Raw genomic sequence first — 16,148 nt, 5'->3', positions numbered from 1 at the left:
GTTCAAGTCAAATGCGTATCAAGGAGCATGTTCGTATGCGTCAGCGTACTCTTACCCGCGCCCTCATCGGTGCCACCGCCCTCCTCGCCGCGGCGCCCGCGCTCGCGCAGACCGCCGATGGCGAAAAGCGCTTCGACGGCGTTTATGTCGGCGGTTCGGCCGGTGTCAGCGTCCAGGGCAACGATGTCGGCGAAAGCCTGATCTTCGACCGCAACCTGGACGGCCGCTTCGGTGACCAGATCACCACCGCGGCGGGCGCCAACGCCTTCTCGCCCGGCTTCTGCAACGGCGGCGCGCGCGGCGCGACCCCGGCGGGCGGCTGCTTCAACGACAAGGACGATATCGAGTATTTCGCTCGCGTCGGCGCCGACAAGCAGTTCGGCAACGTCGTCGTCGGCGTGGTCGGCGAGTTCGGCAAGAGCGAAGCAAAGGACTATGCGACCGGTTACAGCACGACGCCGGCCTTCTACCAGTTCGGCCGCAGCTTCGACTGGAACTCGAGCATCCGTGCGCGCGCCGGTTATGCCGCGGGCGGCAAGACGCTGTTCTACGCAGCGGGCGGTCCGGCCTATGCGCGCATCAACACGAGCTTCACGACGTCGAACGCCGCGAACTCGTTCACCGTGCGCAACCAGAAGTACAACAGCTGGGGCTTCACTGCCGGCGGCGGTGTCGAGCAGTCGATCACCAAGAACTTCTCGGTCGGCCTCGAGTATATGTACAACCAGTATCAGGACGACTTCGCGTCGGTTCGCGTCGGTCAGGGTACCGCGCCGGCGACCAACCCGTTCCTGCTGGGCGGCGCGGGCGGCACCGACATCCAGCGCGATGACGAGCGTTTCCGCTTCCATTCGATCCGCGCGACGGCGGCGATCCGCTTCTAAGATCGCACGGATCCAGTAACTCAGTAGCGTTGCGTACCATCCCGCCGCCCCCCTCTCGGGGCGGCGGGATTTTCTTATTCGATCAGCACCGGCTGGCCGCACCGGATGCCCGTGACCCACAGGTCCGCTTCCCCTACGCCGACGCCCAGCACGCCTGTCACCGACATCAGCACCGGGTCGAGCACCGGCGCGATCAGCGACAATTGCCCGCCCACCCCGCGCACGATCGGGTCGAGCGGCAGCGGCAGGAAGCCGAGCAGCCGCGCCCTCAGGTCGACCTTTTGCACCAGGCTGGTGGCGATGCCGCCGACCGGGGTCGAGCTGCGGATCGTCTGCACGCTAGCCGCGTCGATCGCGCTGGCATCGAAGCGGCGGGTCTGGAAGCTTTCGTTGGCGCCGAGGTCGATTGCCGCGCGCCCCTCCACCCGCACCAGCAGCGTTTCCAAAAGCCGCGCATCGGCCAGCGCCACCGGCGTCTTGAAATCGGGAAGCGCCGCCGGGTCGGCCCGTGCGATCGTCACCTGCCCCGGCGCCGGCCGTCCGGCCAGCGTGACCGCATTCGGCCGGCACTCGATCGCCTCCAGCCGCGCCTCCGCACTCGCCAGTTCGACGAACAGCGGCAGCTCGACCGAGGCGAGGCTGATGCCGGGCAGCGGCTGGGCGGCGAGCTGCGTTTCGAGATAGATCCGCGTCTGCGCGGTGCGGATGACCGGCGACCGGTCGCGCGTCACCGCGATCCACGGCGCCCGGTTGGGCCGCTCGCCGATCGCCACCCACAGCCGGGTGCGCGCGATGCCCGGCACCTGCGCGCCGAGGTCGATCGCCACCTGCCGCCCGCTCGCGCTCCCCTGGATGACGTTGCTGGCAAGATCGAGCGTGTCGATGCGCAGCAGTCCCGCACCCCCGTCCCCCTGTCGTCCCATCTCGCCCAGGTCGATGAGGTCGGCGAGCCGGATCGTCCCCTTGGCCGCGCTAGCGAGGCTGGCGAGCGCGGCGCGCGCCACGGGATCGGCCACCTGCCGCGACAGGCTGCCAAGGATCGTCGAGGCGGGAACCTCGGCCTTCAGCAGGTCGTCGAACCGCGCCACCTCGATCTTCGCATCGGCGCCCAGCACCTTGAGCCACGGCACCAGATCGACCTTCGCCGTGGCCAGCGCGTTGTAATCCATCACCGACAGCGCGACCTTGCCACCGGTCAGCCCCGACAGCAGCGCATTGGCAACCCCGCCGTCTAGGCTGGCGAGCCGCGAACCGACCGCGAAACTGGCGAGGTCCAGCCGCCGCGCAGTGGCCCGTCGCTCGACCGCGACGCTGGGCGTGCCGAAGATCGCGGCGAATACCGTCGGCACCTCGCTGCGCACGGTCACGCGCACCGCATCGGGGTCGGCCGCGCCCGCGACGAAGCGCGCATCGGGCGCCGCCTCCGCCCGGTATCGCCCCGTCGTCGTCCCTGTCGTCAGCGGATAACGGCCGGGGCTGGCCGCGACCATCGTGGCGGCAAGCGCCGCCGCCTGTCCCGTGTCGCGCGCGGCCGCGAGGGCAGCCGCATCGGCGACGCCCTGAATGCGGCGGCGCTCCAGCTCGACCATGCCGAGGTCGACCGCCAGCGCGGCGACGCCGAACAGCATCGGCAGCGCGCCTGCGACCAGCACCGCGGCGGCACCCCGGCGCTCGCGCAGCAGCCGCTTCATCAGAAGTCCGCCACTTCGGCTACGGCCCGCCGCTCGATCACCGGCTCGGGCATGGGGACCAGCCCCGACCGCAGCAGCGACAGGGCGCGCGTGTCGACCGCCAGCGTGACGGTGACGCGGCCATCCGCCTCCGCCACCGCGCTCGAAACCTCTCCCGGCTTGGCGACGGCGGCATTGGCCAGCCCCTGCGTCACGCTGGCGCGGGCGAGCGTCACGCGTTCGGCTGCGGTCTGGCCGACGATCGCGGCACGCGCGGCGTCGTTGGCGAGCTGTTGAAGCGTATGTGCGGTCAGGAAATACTGGCCGTAACCGAGCATTCCGAAGAGGAGCGCGATCAGGATTGGCGATAGCAGCGCAAACTCGACCAATGCGGTACCGCGGCGATCGGACCCGAAAGGATGAACCATTGGCATGACCCTTCCCTAAGACAGCTTAGCTTAGGATAAGGGCGACCCAGCGCTCCACAACTTACGTAAATTAAACAGATATTTACTGAGGAGATTTCCCTCAAATTGGAGGTATTATGCGAAGATTGTGTATCAATAGGCCCGCAACCGACTAATTAGCACCAACGCGTGGCGTAGGAAGAACAGGGGCGGCACCGCTTACTTCCCGATCATGGCCAATGAAGCGAATGGGTAGCGCAACACCGGGCACGACGGTATCGTCGGGTCGACGCGCCTCGATGCGCATCCCGCGATGAACGATCTGCGGATCCGCGAAAGCCTGCTCGACATCGTTGATCGGCCCCGCCGGCACGCCCGCCGCCTCGAGGGCCGCCAGCAATGTGTCGCGCTGCCAGGCGCGGGTGGCGCCGGCGACCAGCGGGTCGAGGATCGATCGCTGCGCGACCCGAAGCGCATTGGTGGCAAAGGTCTCGTCGCAATGCAGGCGTAGCACCTCGCATGCGCGCTCGAACTGGCGATCGTTGCCCACCGCCAGGATGATCCACCCGTCCGCAGTCGGATAGGCCGCGTAGGGCGCGATATTGGGATGCGCATTGCCAAGCCGCGTGGGCGCGATGCCGGAGACGAGATAGTTCATCGCCTGATTGGCGAGCGTCCCCACCATCACGTCGAACAGCGCCATGTCGACATGCGCACCCCGCCCCGTCCGCGCCCGCTCGGCCAGCGCGGCCTGGATGCCGATCACGGCGTAGAGGCCGGTGAGGATATCGGCATAGGCGACGCCGATCTTCTGCGGTGCGCCATCCGGCTCGCCGGTCAGGCTCATGATCCCGCCCATGCCCTGGACGATGAAATCGTAGCCGGCCCGGGCGGCATAGGGCCCGTCCTGCCCGAACCCGGTGATCGAGCAATAGACGAGGCCGAGATGATCGGCCGACAGGGTGGCGTAATCGAGCCCGTACTTCGCCAGCCCGCCGACCTTGAAGTTCTCGATCACCACATCGGCATCGGCGATCAGCGCGCGGACGGTGGCGCGGCCTTCCTCGGTCGAGAAGTCCGCGACGACCGACCGCTTGCCGCGATTGGCCGCGTGGAAATAGGCCGCGTCGCGGCTCCCGTCGGGATTGTCGACGAAGGGCGGCCCCCAGCGGCGCGTATCGTCGCCCTCGGGGCTCTCGACCTTGACCACCTCCGCGCCCAGATCGGCGAGCACCTGTCCCGCCCACGGGCCGGCGAGGATGCGCGCCAGCTCGACGACGCGCACCCCGGCAAGCGGTCCGCTCATCAGAAGGCAGCGTGGCCGGTGATCGCGCGCCCGAGGATCAGCGCATGGACGTCGTGCGTCCCCTCATAGGTGTTCACCGTCTCAAGGTTCACCATGTGGCGGATGACGTGATACTCGCCCGAAATCCCGTTGCCGCCGTGCATGTCACGGGCTTGCCGCGCGATATCGAGCGCCTTGCCGCAATTGTTGCGCTTGACGAGGGAGATCATCTCGGGCGCGAACCGCCCCTCGTCCATCAGCCGGCCGACCTGTAGGCTGGCCTGAAGGCCGAGTGCGATCTCGGTCGCCATGTCGGCGAGCTTCTTCTGATAGAGCTGCGTCGCCGCCAGCGGTCGGCCGAACTGCTGCCGGTCGAGGCCATACTGGCGCGCGGCGTGGTAGCAGAACTCCGCCGCGCCCATCACACCCCACGAAATGCCATAGCGCGCGCGGTTGAGACAGCCGAACGGCCCCTTGAGCCCCTCGACGCCGGGCAGCAGGCCGTCTTCGGGAACGAACACCTCGTCCATCTGGATCATGCCGGTGATCGACGCGCGCAGCGAAATCTTGCCCTCGATCTTGGGTGCCGACAGGCCCTTCATCCCCTTTTCGAGGATGAAGCCGCGGATCTTGCCGTCATGCGCGTCGGACTTGGCCCAGACTACGAACACGTCGGCGATCGGCGCGTTGCTGATCCAGGTCTTGGCGCCCGAAATCACATAACCGCCATCGACCTTCTTCGCGCGCGTGCGCATGCCACCGGGATCGGAGCCCGCATCGGGCTCGGTCAGGCCGAAACAGCCGATCAGCTCGCCGCGGGCCAGGCCGGGCAGATACTTCGCCCGCTGCTCGTCGGAGCCATAGGCGTGGATCGGATACATCACGAGGCTCGACTGCACGCTCATCATCGAGCGATAGCCCGAATCGACCCGCTCGACCTCGCGCGCGACGAGGCCATAGGCGACATAACCCGCGCCCGCGCCGCCGAACTGCTCGGGGATCGTGACGCCCAGCAGCCCCTGCTCGCCCATTTCGCGAAAGATCGCGGGGTCGGTATGCTCGCGCTCGAACGCATCGGCGACGCGCGGCTGCAGCCGGTCCTGCGCAAAAGCGTGGGCGGCGTCGCGGATCATCCGCTCGTCGTCAGTGAGTTCGGCATCGAGCCGAAGCGCATCGGCGTAATCGAAGCGCGTCATTGCAGTCATGGCATCCTCCTAGGGTCGCCATTTCGGCCAAAAGCGCGCGGCGGTCAAATGTGCCAGCGGTTGCCAACCGCCCCGTCGCGCGACTAAGGGGCGCGCATTCGCAAGGACCCGGTGCAATTCCGGGTGGCTATTCCGGCCGCCGATCCGCCGGACAACACAACGCACCGATATTCTCGAAGCGCGCTCGCCGCGCCCGTGCCCTGTTGTGGAAAATCAATGAAATTCGACCTCACCGCCTATCGCCGCCAGTGGTTCACCACCGGCGCCGCCGCCCGCCGCGACGTGCTCGCCGGCATCGTCGTCGCGCTCGCGCTGATCCCGGAGGCGATCGGCTTCTCGATCATCGCGGGCGTCGATCCGCGCGTCGGCCTTTATGCCTCGGTCGCGATCGCGATCGTCATCTCGCTGATCGGCGGGCGGCCGGGGATGATCTCCGCCGCCACCGCCGCGGTCGCCGTGCTGGTCGTGCCGCTGGTGCGCGACCACGGTGTCGAATACCTGTTCGCCGCGACGATCCTGATGGGTCTGATCCAGATCGCGGCGGGGCTGGCGCGGCTCGACCTCGTGATGCAGTTCGTGTCGCGGTCGGTCATCACCGGCTTCGTCAACGCGCTCGCGATCCTGATCTTCATGGCGCAGCTGCCGCAGCTGACCGGCGTCACGTGGCACACCTATGCAATGGTCGCGGGGGGCCTTGCGATCATCTACCTGCTGCCCCGCCTGACGACGGCGGTCCCCTCGCCGCTCGTCGCGATCCTTGTCCTCAGCACCGTCAGCATCGCCCTCGGCCTGCCCGTCAACACCGTCAGCGACATGGGGCAGCTGCCCGACGGCCTGCCGAGCTTCGCGTGGCCGAGCGTGCCACTGAACCTCGAGACGCTGCGCATCATCCTCCCCTACTCGCTGACGATGGCAGCGGTGGGCCTGCTCGAATCGCTGCTGACCGCTCAGATCGTCGACGACATGACCGACACCGACAGCGACAAGCGCGTGGAGTGCGCGGGCCAGGGCGGCGCGAACATCGTCGCCGCGCTGATGGGCGGCATGGGCGGCTGCGCGATGATCGGCCAGTCGGTCATCAACGTCACCTCCGGCGGGCGCGGGCGGCTGTCGACCTTCGTCGCGGGGGCGTTCCTGCTGGTGCTGCTCGCCGCGCTCGGGCCGTATGTCGGGCGCGTGCCGATGCCCGCGCTGGTCGCGGTCATGGTGATGGTATCGATCGGGACGTTTAGCTGGAACTCGATCCCCAATCTGCGCCGCCATCCGCCGACCTCCTCGATCGTCATGCTGACGACGGTCGTGGTGGTGGTCGCGACGCACGACCTGTCGCTGGGCGTTGCGGCGGGGGTGCTGCTGTCGGGCATCTTCTTCGCCGCCAAGGTGCAGCGGATGTTCGCGGTCGAGCGGCGCGATGACGGCGGCCGCGTCACCTATGCCGTGTCGGGCGAAATCTTCTTCGCCTCGGTCGACCGCTTCACCCGCGCGTTCCGGGCCGAGGGCGCGGCCGACGTGACGATCGATGTGTCCGCCGCGCACTTCTGGGACATTTCAGGGGTCGGCGCGCTCGACAAGATCGTCGCGCGCCTGCGCCAGGGCGGCGCGTCTGTCGACGTCGTGGGCTACAACCGCGCCAGCGCCGACATCGTCGATCGCTTCGCCATGCACGACAAGACCGGCTTCGAGCTCGGCGCCGTCCCACACTGACGGCGCGTCAATCCAGCGCCTTCACGATCTCCTCGACCATCTTCTTGGCGTCGGCGAGCAGCATCATCGTGTTGTCCATGTAGAACACGTCGTTGTCGACACCGGCATAGCCGACGCCGCCCATCGACCGCTTCACGAACAGCACGGTCTTGGCCTTTTCGACGTCGAGCACCGGCATGCCGTAGATGGGCGAGGACTTGTCGGTCTTGGCCGCCGGGTTGGTCACGTCGTTGGCGCCGATGACGAAGGCGACGTCGGTCTGCGCGAACTCGGAGTTGATGTCCTCGAGCTCGAACACCTCGTCATAGGGGACGTTCGCCTCTGCCAGCAGCACGTTCATGTGCCCCGGCATCCGCCCCGCGACCGGATGGATCGCGAACTTCACCCGGACGCCGTGCTCCTTCAATTTGTCGGTCATCTCGCGCAGGACGTGCTGCGCCTGCGCGACCGCCATGCCGTAGCCGGGGACGATGATGACCTGCTCGGCCTGCTGCATCAGGAAGGCGGCGTCGTCGGCGGAGCCGCGCTTCCACGGCCGCTGCTCCTTCGCCTCCCCGCCGGCGCCCCCGCTGGCCTCCGCGCCGAAGCCGCCAGCGATGACGGACAGGAAGCTGCGGTTCATCGCGCGGCACATGATGTAGGACAGGATCGCGCCCGAGCTGCCGACGAGCGCACCCGTGATGATCATCGCGGTATTGTGGAGCGTGAAGCCCATCGCCGCCGCCGCCCAGCCCGAATAGCTGTTCAGCATCGACACCACGACCGGCATGTCCGCCCCGCCGATCGGCACGATCAGCAGGAAGCCGATCACGAAGCTGAGCGCCAGCAGCGTCCAGAACGGCCACGCGTCCTGCGAATGCGCGAACTGCGCGACGAGCAGCAGGATCGTCGCGAGCACGGCCAGGTTGATCGCATGGCGGCCGGGCAGCAGGATCGGCTTGCCCGACATGTTGCCGTTCAGCTTCAGGAACGCGATGACCGAGCCCGAAAAGGTGATCGCACCGATCGCGGCGCCCAACCCCATCTCGACCTTGCTCACCGGGTTGATGACTGCGAAGGGGTCGCCGATCATCGGGATCACCATCTGCGCGATCCCGAACGCCATCGGGTTGAGATAGGCCGCGACTGCGACGAGCACTGCCGCCAAGCCGACGAGGCTGTGGAACGCGGCGACCAGCTGCGGCATCGCCGTCATCGCGATGCGCTTGGCGATGGTGACGCCGATGATGGCGCCGACGCCGATCGCGGCGAGGATTTCGAGAAAGGCGATCCAATCGATGCTGAACGCGCTAACACTGGCAATCCGGTCGCCGTCCAAGCCAACGTCGCCGCTCAGAAGCGGAATATGCGTCACCAGCGTCGTCACCACGGCGATCGCCATGCCGATCATGCCGAAGCGGTTGCCCTGCTGGCTGGTCGCCGGCGACGACAGCCCACGCAGCGCCAGGATGAAGCACACGCCAGCCACCAGATAGGCGAGCGCCGCGAACGAATTGCCGGCGGTTACGTGCTCCATCCCCAACCCCTTGTCTCGTCACCCCGGACTTGATCCGGGGTCCCGCTTCTTCTTCTCGACCCGCCGAAAGTAAGCGGGACCCCGGATCAAGTCCGGGGTGACGGTGCTACTGCTTGGCCGGTGCCGCCGGCCGCTCCTTCTTCTTGTACATCGCCAGCATCCGCTGCGTGACCGCGAAGCCGCCGAAGATGTTGATGCTCGCCAGCACGACCGCGGCAAGGCCCAGCCACTTCGACACCGCGAACCCCGCCGCCGCGCTGGCGACCAAGGCCCCGACGATGATGACCGACGAGATCGCGTTGGTGACCGCCATCAACGGCGTGTGCAGCGCCGGCGTCACCGACCAGACGACATAATAGCCGACGAAGCACGCCATGACGAAGATCGACAGGATCGAAACGAAGTCCATCAGCGGCCCCCTCCCAGAATGGCGCGCGCCAGCACCTGCTGTACGCCGACGATATTGGCGCTTGCCGCCACCTTGACCTCGAGCGGTTCATCGCTGCCGGAGACCCAGATGGTGAGGTCGGCGTCCATGTCGAACGTCCCCGCTCGCTCGATCGCCCAGCGGGTGATCGACTTGTAGGGAATGCTCTCGATCTCGACCTTGCGCCCGGTCAGCCCCTGCACGTTGACGGTGCACAGGCGGTAGTTCGTCAGGAAGACGAGGTCGCGCATCGTCTTGAACGCGATCAGCACGCGCTCGCCCTCGATCAGTACGGGCGCATAGTCGCGCGCGACCGTCTCGGCATTTGTCTCGGTCGCGTTGAAAAGGCCCATCAGGCGGCGCCGGTCAGCCGCGGGTTCACCACCTGCCCGTCCTTGGTCAGCCGGATCGCATCGCCGATCTCGGCATCCAGCACCGGGCGCCCGGCCTCCTTGTCCCAGAAGGCGGAGAGGAAGTTGAACAGGTTGCGGGCGAACAACGCCGACGCGTCCGCCGCCAGCCGCGAAGGCACGTTGCGATGGCCGACGATCTTAACGCCGTGGCGCACGACCACCTCGCCCGCAACCGCACCCTCGACATTGCCGCCCTGCTCGACCGCCAGGTCGACGATGACGCTACCCGGCCGCATCGAGGCGACCTGCGCATCGCTGACCAGCCGCGGCGCGGGCCGACCGGGGATCAGCGCGGTGGTGATCACGATGTCCTGCTTGGCGATGTGCGACGACACCAGTTCGGCCTGCGCGACCTTGTACTCGTCGCTCATCTCGGTGGCATAGCCGCCGGTGCCCTCGCCCTCGATGCCCTTCACCGCCTCGACGAAGATCGGCTTGGCGCCGAGCGACAGGATCTGCTCCTTGGTTGCGGCGCGCACGTCGGTGGCGGACACCTGCGCCCCCAGCCGGCGAGCGGTCGCGATCGCCTGAAGCCCCGCCACACCGACGCCCATCACGAACACACGCGCGGCGCTGACCGTGCCCGCCGCGGTCATCATCATCGGGAAGGCGCGACCATATTCGGCGGCGGCGTCGAGCACCGCCTTGTACCCCGACAGGTTGGATTGCGAGGACAGGATGTCCATCGACTGCGCGCGGGTGATGCGCGGCATGAACTCCATCGCCAGCGCCTCGACCCCCGCGGCGGCATAGGCATCGACGCGCGCGCGCTCGCTGAACGGATTGAGCCCCGCCGCGACCCACGCGCCGCGTGGCAGCCCTTCCGGCGCCGGTCCCTGCACGCCGAGCACGATCTCCGCGCCCGACAGCGTCGCGGCGCGGTCGCCGACGCTGGCGCCAGCCTCCGCAAAGGCGGCGTCGGCAATCGAGGCATGCTCGCCCGCCCCGGCCTCGACCGCGATGGTCGCGCCGAGGGCGATGAACTTCTTCACCGTCTCCGGCGTCGCCGCCACGCGGGCTTCACCGGGGGCAGTTTCGCGGAGGACGGCGATCTTCATGGGATCAGCTGGCGATCAGGCCGACGACGACGGCGGCGGCGATCGCGACGACGATCGATCCCACCTTCACCATGCCGATAAAGCTCGAATAGGTATCCTCGCGCAGCGGCGTCTGGGTTTGGTCGGCCATGTGATCCCCGTTTGAATAACGTCTTGCTCCCATCCTTAGCCAGCGGTCGCCGGTCTCGGCAAGGGCCGGAACCATCGATGCGCTTAAGCCGGGCTTTACGCTTCTTCGCTATCCACCCTGTCTGAAAGCGGGACGACGGGGACAAAGATTTCGCGATGACACGGAACGGACAGCGCCTGCTCATGCTGATCGACGAGGAGCCGGCCCAGCGCCGCCTCATCGCGGCGATCGCTTCGCGCCGGGGATGGCGCACGATCTTTGCCGGGGATCACGAGACCGCACTTGCGATGCTTGGCACGCAGGACGGCATGAGCCTCGACGCCATCGTGCTCGATCATTGGGCGCCCGATTGCGACGCGACCAGCCTGATCGCGGAATTGCGCCGCAACCGCCCAGCGCTTCCCATCCTGATGCTCACCGCCAACGGATCGGTGGCGAGCGCGGTCGATGCGATGCGCGCAGGGGCGACCGATTTCCTAACCAAGCCGCTGGCCGCCGAGCGCCTGCTCTCTGCGCTGGAAGCGGCGGTCGCGGGCAAGGCGGCGGGCGAATTGCGCCCGCTTACCGAAAAGCTGTCGATGCCGCTCGCCTTCGACGAGATCGTCGGCTCCGCGCCGCAATTCCGCGCCGCGCTCGCCATCGCGGCCAAGGCGGCGCGCGCGCGCATCCCCGTGCTGATCGAGGGCGAAAGCGGCGTCGGCAAGGAGGTCGTGGCCGAGGCGATCCACGCCGCCAGCCCCCGCGCGAAAAAGCCGCTGGTCCGCGTCAATTGCGGCGCGATCCCCGGCAACCTCGTTGAATCGGAACTGTTCGGCCACGAAAAGGGCGCCTTCACCGGCGCGTTCGAGCGCAAGATCGGCCGCTTCCAGGAGGCGGACGGCGGCACGCTGTTCCTCGATGAGATCGGCGAAATGCCGCTCGAGGCGCAGGTCAAGCTGCTGCGCGTCCTCCAGTCGGGCGAACTCCAGCCGATCGGCGCGCGCCACGCCCGCGAAGTCGACGTGCGCGTCGTCGCTGCCACCAACAAGACGCTGACCGAAGAGGTCGAGGCCGGCCGCTTCCGCGAGGACCTCTACTACCGACTCAACGTCGTCCAGGTGACGATCCCGCCTTTGCGCGATCGACCCGGCGACGTCGCGCCACTTGCGCGCCACCTGCTTGCGCGGATCGCCGAACAGCCGGGGCTGCGCCCGCTCGGCATCACCGACGACGCGCTGGCCTTGCTCGGCAGCTACGATTGGCCGGGCAATGTCCGCCAGCTTCAAAACGCGCTGTTCCGCGCCGCGGTGCTGTGCGACGGCGACGCGCTGACCCGCGGCGATTTTCCGCAGATCGCGCACATGGCGGCGAATGGCGGCGCGTCGGCAGTCCAGGGGCCGGCCCCCTCGGGCGGGGTCACGCTGTTCCGCCCTGACGGCAATCTGCGCGCACTGGAAGAGATCGAGGCCGACGTCATCCGCCTTGCCATCGGCCATTATCGCGGCCGGATGACGGAGGTGGCACGCCGGCTCGGCATCGGCCGCTCGACGCTCTATCGAAAGCTCGGCGAGCTTGGCATCGACCAGTCGGCGGCCTGAGGGCTTTTCGAGGGCCGCCAATCCTTGCTAGCGCTGGCAGATGAGCCAGCCGCCCACCATCCACGACGTCGCGGCGCGTGCGGGTGTTTCGATCCGCACCGTGTCGCGCGTCCTCAACCGCTCGACCAAGGTCAATAGCGAGACGCGGGCGCGGATCGACGCGGCGATCGCGGCGCTGGGCTTCTCGCCCAGCCTGCGCGCGCGGGCGCTCGCGACGGGGCGGTCGTTCCTGATCGGCCTCGTCCATGACGATCCCAACGCCCTCGTCCTCGACGCCGTGCAGCGCGGCATCGTCGCCGCCGCCTCCGCCCGCGGGTACGAGATGGTGGTGCACCCGGCGGGGGGCGACGCCGCGGTCGAGGATATCGCCGCCTTCGCCCGGCGGACACGCGTCGACGGGCTGATCGTGCTGCCCCCGGTGTGCGAGGCGGCGGGGCTGGCCGAAAGCCTCTCGATCCCGACCATCGCCTTCGCCGCCGCGCGCATCGCCGGCTATGCGACGATGCTGGTGTCCGACGAGCGCGAGGCGGCCGGTGAAGTGGCGCGGCACCTGTTGTCGCTCGGGCATCGCCGGATCGGCTTCGTCAGCGGCCCGCCGGGACTCTTGTCGGCAAGCGAGCGGCGCGCGGGGTTCGCCGAAGCACTCGCCGCGGCCGGCGCGCCGCTCGACCCCGCGCTGGTCGTCGTCGGCGACTATCGATTCGCGGGCGGCGTGGCGGCAGGCGAGGCGCTGCTGGCCGGCAACGACCGCCCGACCGCGATCTTCGCATCGAACGATGTGATGGCGGCGGGCGTGCTGAAGGTTGCGGCGCGGATGAACATCGCGGTCCCCGCCGACCTTTCGGTCGCGGGCTTCGACGGCAGCGCGCTCGCAACGATGCTGACGCCCGCGCTGACCACCGTCGCCCGCCCGCTCGGCGACATGGCCGCGCGCGCCGCCGAACGTCTGATCGACGCGATCGAGGGCGAGGCTGCGGACGGCGACCTTGCCGCCACGCTCACCCTCCAGATCGCCGAGTCGACCGGCCCGGCCTAGATCGGCCGCGCCGCCAGCACCGCCGCGACGAAGGCCGGATCGTCGACCAGATCGCCGAACACCTCGCGCAAGCCCAGTACCTCGCGCGCGAGCCTGCCCACCAGCCGCGCCGCCAGCGGATCGGCGACGCCTTTCCCGCGCTCGACGAAGCGCAGCCATGCGGCGACCGGCACCGCCAGCCGGTCGATCGGTCGCCCTGCCGCCTGAGCGGTGCGCACCGTGTCGAGCAGGCGATAGGGCAGCTTCTGGGACCCATCGGCGGCAATCTGGATCAATTGGTGCGCGATCGCGGGATTGGCAAAGCGGTCGAGGATCGTGGTGACGTAGGCATCCACGTCCAGCCCGGCGGGCGGCGTCAGCGAGGCTGCGATATCCTCGCGCATCAGCCGCTCGGCGAACGACGCGAGCGCCGGATCGCGCATCGCCTCCGCCACGGTCGCGTGCCCACGTTCCAGCCCGAGATAGGCGAGCGACGAATGCGCGCCGTTGAGCAGCCGGAGCTTCGCCAGTTCGTATCCGCGCACATCGTGCGTCAGCGTCACGCCCGCGGCGGCAAGGTCGGGCCGCTCGCCGGGGGCGAAATCGTCCTCGACCACCCATTGCCAGAACCGCTCGCGCTGGACCGGCCACGCATCCTCCAGCCCGGTCGCCTCGGCCACCCGCGCCCGCAGCGCATCGTCGGTGGCGGGCGTGATCGCATCGACCATCGTCGAGGGAAAGCGCACCGCCCCCGCGATCCAGTCGGCAAGGTCGTCGCCCCGCGTCGCCGCCAGCGCCGCCACCGCACGGCCGAGCTTGGCACCGTTGTCGGCGAGGTTGTCGCACGACAGGACGGTCAGCCCGCCCACCCCCGCTGCCCGCCGCGCGGCAAGGCCTGCGACGATCCAGCCGACCAGCGACCTGGGTGCCCCTTCGCCCGCACGGTCGTGGACGATTGCGGGATGATCCATGTCGAGGCTGCCGTCGGCGGCGTAGCAATAGCCCTTCTCGGTCACCGTCGCGCTCAGCACCCGCGTGTCGGACGCCGCGATCGTGTCGAGGATCGCCGCCCCCTCGCCCGCGGTCAGCACGTGACGAAGCGCGCCCACCACCTCGAACGACGGCGCCGCATCGAGCAGCGCCAGCGTGTAGAGCCCGTCCTGCGGATTGAGCGCGTTCGCCACCGATGCAGAATTGAGGCTCACCCCGACCACGCCCCAGCGCGGATCGACGGCGTTGAGCGCGTCGTACACCGGCACCTGATGCGCGCGGTGGAATGCCCCCGGCCCGAAATGGACGATGCCGCTGCGCAAGGTCGCCCGGTCGTAGCGCGGGCCGTTGGGAAGCGGCAGCGCCGCCTGCGACAGCCGCGTCATGCCGGCTCGCCCAGCTTGTACGCGCGCCGCACCAGCCCCACCGTCAGTTCGTGCGCGAGCTCGGCCGCTTCCCAGTCGGCAATCTGCCCCTCCGCCACCAGCCGGGCGAGGAACGCGCAGTCGACGCGCCGTGCGACGTCGTGCCGCGCCGGAATCGACAGGAACGCGCGTGTATCGTCGTTGAACCCTACCGTATTGTAGAAGCCCGCCGTCTCGGTCGTCATCTCGCGGAAGCGGCGCATCCCCTCGGGACTGTCATGGAACCACCAAGCCGGCCCCAGGCGCAGGCAGGGATAATGCCCCGCCAGCGGCGCCAGTTCGCGCGCGTACGTCGTCTCGTCGAGCGTGAAGAGGATGATCGTCAGGTCGCGCTCGTTGCCCACCACGTCCAGCATCGGCTTCAGCGCGCCCACGAAATCAGCGCGCATCGGAATGTCGGCGCCCTTGTCGCGCCCGTGACTGGCGAACAGTGCGGCATTGTGGTTGCGGAATGAGCCGGGGTGGATCTGCATCACCATCCCGTCCTCGACGCTCATCTTCGCCATTTCGGTCAGCATCTGCGCGCGGAACAGCTCGGACTCGCCCGCCTCGAACCGGCCCGTGACGATGCGGTCGAACAGCGCCGCACTCTCGGCGCGCGACAGGTTCGCCGTCCGTGCGCTGGCATGGCCATGGTCGGTCGCGGTCGCGCCCAGCGCGCGGAAATCGGCGCGGCGGCGGCGGTGCGCGGCGAGATAGCCGTCCCACGTCATCACGTCCTCGCCGGTCAGCGCCCCGAACCGCTCGAGCGCGGCGGCGAAGCCCTCATGCTCCGCGTCGATCACCGCATCGGGGCGATAGGTCGAGACGACCCGTCCGCCCCAGCCCGACTCGCGGATCCTCTTGTGGTGGTCGAGCGGATCGTCCGCCCCCTCGGTGGTGGCGAGGAACTCGATCCCGAACCGCTCGAACAGCGCGCGGGGGCGATAGCCGGGGGTCGCCAGCGCCGTATTGATCGTATCGAAATAATGGTCGGCGCTGGCGGGGTCGAGCGCAACCTCGATCCCCAGCACCTCGGCGAACACATGGTCGAGCCACAGCCGCGACGGCGTGCCGCGGAACAGGTGATAGTGCGCGGCGAAGGTTCGCCACGCCTCGCGCGGGTCGGTCGCCGGCGTGCCCGCGCGGCTGCGCACGCCGAGCGCGTCGAGCGACACGCCCTGCGAATAGAGCATCCGGAAGATGTAATGGTCGGGCGCCAGCAACAGCTCGGTCGCATTGGCGAAGGGCGCGTCGGTCGCGAACCAGGCTGGGTCGGTGTGCCCGTGCGGGCTGACGATCGGCAGTCCGCCGATTTCGGTATAGAGCGCGCGGGCGATGTCGCGGGTTCGCGGCTCGGCGGGAAACAGGCGATCGGGATCGAGCTTAAGGGGACGCATCTTCCTCTCCTCGCCATTGCGATAGCCGCTTGTGCCAGCGCTGGCAACGGACTAGCGATCGGC

15 protein-coding genes and 1 other annotated feature are annotated in these 16,148 nt (G+C 68.6%); of the genes, 4 read left to right on the top strand and 11 right to left on the bottom strand.

The window, feature by feature from the left end; all coding sequences use genetic code 11:
* Positions 1-35 precede the first annotated feature (35 nt).
* On the top strand, positions 36-884 hold the full coding sequence (locus tag FHR19_RS08755; RefSeq protein WP_184027067.1) for an outer membrane protein: 849 nt from the start codon (positions 36-38) through the stop codon (positions 882-884).
* Between the two features lie 74 nt (positions 885-958).
* Here FHR19_RS08755 and FHR19_RS08750 read toward each other — a convergent pair whose 3' ends face one another.
* The 4 genes from FHR19_RS08750 to FHR19_RS08735 all read right to left on the bottom strand — a co-directional run bounded on the left by FHR19_RS08750 (position 959) and on the right by FHR19_RS08735 (position 5,451).
* Positions 959-2,575, bottom strand: coding sequence for a pilus assembly protein TadG-related protein (locus FHR19_RS08750; protein WP_184027065.1), 1,617 nt, complete (start codon positions 2,573-2,575; stop codon positions 959-961).
* Complete coding sequence (locus FHR19_RS08745; protein WP_246359411.1) at positions 2,575-2,982, bottom strand: TadE/TadG family type IV pilus assembly protein; 408 nt, start codon at positions 2,980-2,982, stop codon at positions 2,575-2,577. Before FHR19_RS08745 ends, FHR19_RS08750 begins: the two co-directional genes overlap by 1 nt.
* A gap of 151 nt (positions 2,983-3,133) precedes the next feature.
* On the bottom strand, positions 3,134-4,267 hold the full coding sequence (locus FHR19_RS08740) for a CaiB/BaiF CoA transferase family protein (protein ID WP_184027061.1): 1,134 nt from the start codon (positions 4,265-4,267) through the stop codon (positions 3,134-3,136).
* Positions 4,267-5,451, bottom strand: coding sequence for an acyl-CoA dehydrogenase (locus FHR19_RS08735; RefSeq protein WP_184027059.1), 1,185 nt, complete (start codon positions 5,449-5,451; stop codon positions 4,267-4,269). Before FHR19_RS08735 ends, FHR19_RS08740 begins: the two co-directional genes overlap by 1 nt.
* A 101-nt stretch (positions 5,452-5,552) precedes the next feature.
* Positions 5,553-5,608, top strand: a sequence feature (sul1 is cis-regulatory element that is thought to sense ions involved in sulfur or methionine metabolism; They are found in Alphaproteobacteria).
* Positions 5,609-5,667: 59 nt separating this feature from the next.
* Here FHR19_RS08735 and FHR19_RS08730 point away from each other — a divergent pair.
* Positions 5,668-7,155 (top strand): SulP family inorganic anion transporter, encoded by a 1,488-nt coding sequence (locus FHR19_RS08730; protein WP_184027057.1) that lies wholly within the window; start codon positions 5,668-5,670, stop codon positions 7,153-7,155.
* Positions 7,156-7,162: 7 nt separating this feature from the next.
* On the opposite strand, the gene FHR19_RS08725 is transcribed toward FHR19_RS08730, so the two are convergent.
* The 5 genes from FHR19_RS08725 to FHR19_RS08705 form a co-directional block, all read right to left on the bottom strand.
* On the bottom strand, positions 7,163-8,671 hold the full coding sequence (locus tag FHR19_RS08725) for an NAD(P)(+) transhydrogenase (Re/Si-specific) subunit beta (RefSeq protein WP_184027054.1): 1,509 nt from the start codon (positions 8,669-8,671) through the stop codon (positions 7,163-7,165).
* 106 nt (positions 8,672-8,777) lie between these two features.
* Positions 8,778-9,080 carry an NAD(P) transhydrogenase subunit alpha part 2 gene (locus tag FHR19_RS08720; protein ID WP_184027051.1) on the bottom strand — a complete coding sequence of 101 codons (303 nt, stop codon included), beginning with the start codon at positions 9,078-9,080 and terminating at the stop codon, positions 8,778-8,780.
* Positions 9,080-9,451: a PH domain-containing protein gene (locus FHR19_RS08715; protein ID WP_184027048.1), complete on the bottom strand. Its 372-nt coding sequence runs from the start codon at positions 9,449-9,451 to the stop codon at positions 9,080-9,082. The genes FHR19_RS08720 and FHR19_RS08715 overlap by 1 nt, the downstream gene beginning before the upstream one ends.
* The gene (locus tag FHR19_RS08710) at positions 9,451-10,569 is read right to left on the bottom strand and encodes an NAD(P) transhydrogenase subunit alpha (RefSeq protein WP_184027044.1); all 1,119 of its coding nucleotides are present in this window, start codon (positions 10,567-10,569) and stop codon (positions 9,451-9,453) included. Before FHR19_RS08710 ends, FHR19_RS08715 begins: the two co-directional genes overlap by 1 nt.
* 4 nt (positions 10,570-10,573) lie before the next feature.
* Positions 10,574-10,699, bottom strand: coding sequence for an aa3-type cytochrome c oxidase subunit IV (locus FHR19_RS08705; RefSeq protein WP_184027041.1), 126 nt, complete (start codon positions 10,697-10,699; stop codon positions 10,574-10,576).
* 155 nt (positions 10,700-10,854) lie between these two features.
* Between FHR19_RS08705 and FHR19_RS08700 the strand changes: the two genes are divergently transcribed.
* On the top strand, positions 10,855-12,276 hold the full coding sequence (locus FHR19_RS08700) for a sigma-54-dependent transcriptional regulator (RefSeq protein ID WP_184027038.1): 1,422 nt from the start codon (positions 10,855-10,857) through the stop codon (positions 12,274-12,276).
* 40 nt (positions 12,277-12,316) lie between these two features.
* Entirely contained in the window at positions 12,317-13,312 is a 996-nt protein-coding gene (locus FHR19_RS08695; RefSeq protein ID WP_184027035.1) for a LacI family DNA-binding transcriptional regulator, read from the top strand.
* On the opposite strand, the gene FHR19_RS08690 is transcribed toward FHR19_RS08695, so the two are convergent.
* Positions 13,309-14,667, bottom strand: coding sequence for a mannitol dehydrogenase family protein (locus FHR19_RS08690; RefSeq protein WP_184027032.1), 1,359 nt, complete (start codon positions 14,665-14,667; stop codon positions 13,309-13,311). The two genes, FHR19_RS08695 and FHR19_RS08690, sit on opposite strands and share 4 nt — an antisense overlap.
* Positions 14,664-16,085, bottom strand: coding sequence for a glucuronate isomerase (gene uxaC, locus FHR19_RS08685; protein ID WP_184027029.1), 1,422 nt, complete (start codon positions 16,083-16,085; stop codon positions 14,664-14,666). Before uxaC ends, FHR19_RS08690 begins: the two co-directional genes overlap by 4 nt.
* Between the last annotated feature and the right edge of the window lie 63 nt (positions 16,086-16,148).

Source organism: Sphingomonas yantingensis (assembly GCF_014199325.1).
Classification (GTDB): domain Bacteria; phylum Pseudomonadota; class Alphaproteobacteria; order Sphingomonadales; family Sphingomonadaceae; genus Sphingomonas; species Sphingomonas yantingensis.
The sequence above is the reverse complement of the archived record's forward strand: the minus strand, read 5'-3'. Positions and strand labels throughout refer to the sequence as shown.

Coding starts and splice junctions, on each gene's coding strand:
- FHR19_RS08755 (WP_184027067.1), top strand. CDS start 36: ATGCGTCAGCGTACTCTTACCCGCGCCCTCATCGGTGCCACCGCCCTC.
- FHR19_RS08750 (WP_184027065.1), bottom strand. CDS start 2,575: ATGAAGCGGCTGCTGCGCGAGCGCCGGGGTGCCGCCGCGGTGCTGGTC.
- FHR19_RS08745 (WP_246359411.1), bottom strand. CDS start 2,982: ATGGTTCATCCTTTCGGGTCCGATCGCCGCGGTACCGCATTGGTCGAG.
- FHR19_RS08740 (WP_184027061.1), bottom strand. CDS start 4,267: ATGAGCGGACCGCTTGCCGGGGTGCGCGTCGTCGAGCTGGCGCGCATC.
- FHR19_RS08735 (WP_184027059.1), bottom strand. CDS start 5,451: ATGACTGCAATGACGCGCTTCGATTACGCCGATGCGCTTCGGCTCGAT.
- FHR19_RS08730 (WP_184027057.1), top strand. CDS start 5,668: ATGAAATTCGACCTCACCGCCTATCGCCGCCAGTGGTTCACCACCGGC.
- FHR19_RS08725 (WP_184027054.1), bottom strand. CDS start 8,671: ATGGAGCACGTAACCGCCGGCAATTCGTTCGCGGCGCTCGCCTATCTG.
- FHR19_RS08720 (WP_184027051.1), bottom strand. CDS start 9,080: ATGGACTTCGTTTCGATCCTGTCGATCTTCGTCATGGCGTGCTTCGTC.
- FHR19_RS08715 (WP_184027048.1), bottom strand. CDS start 9,451: ATGGGCCTTTTCAACGCGACCGAGACAAATGCCGAGACGGTCGCGCGC.
- FHR19_RS08710 (WP_184027044.1), bottom strand. CDS start 10,569: ATGAAGATCGCCGTCCTCCGCGAAACTGCCCCCGGTGAAGCCCGCGTG.
- FHR19_RS08705 (WP_184027041.1), bottom strand. CDS start 10,699: ATGGCCGACCAAACCCAGACGCCGCTGCGCGAGGATACCTATTCGAGC.
- FHR19_RS08700 (WP_184027038.1), top strand. CDS start 10,855: ATGACACGGAACGGACAGCGCCTGCTCATGCTGATCGACGAGGAGCCG.
- FHR19_RS08695 (WP_184027035.1), top strand. CDS start 12,317: ATGAGCCAGCCGCCCACCATCCACGACGTCGCGGCGCGTGCGGGTGTT.
- FHR19_RS08690 (WP_184027032.1), bottom strand. CDS start 14,667: ATGACGCGGCTGTCGCAGGCGGCGCTGCCGCTTCCCAACGGCCCGCGC.
- uxaC (WP_184027029.1), bottom strand. CDS start 16,085: ATGCGTCCCCTTAAGCTCGATCCCGATCGCCTGTTTCCCGCCGAGCCG.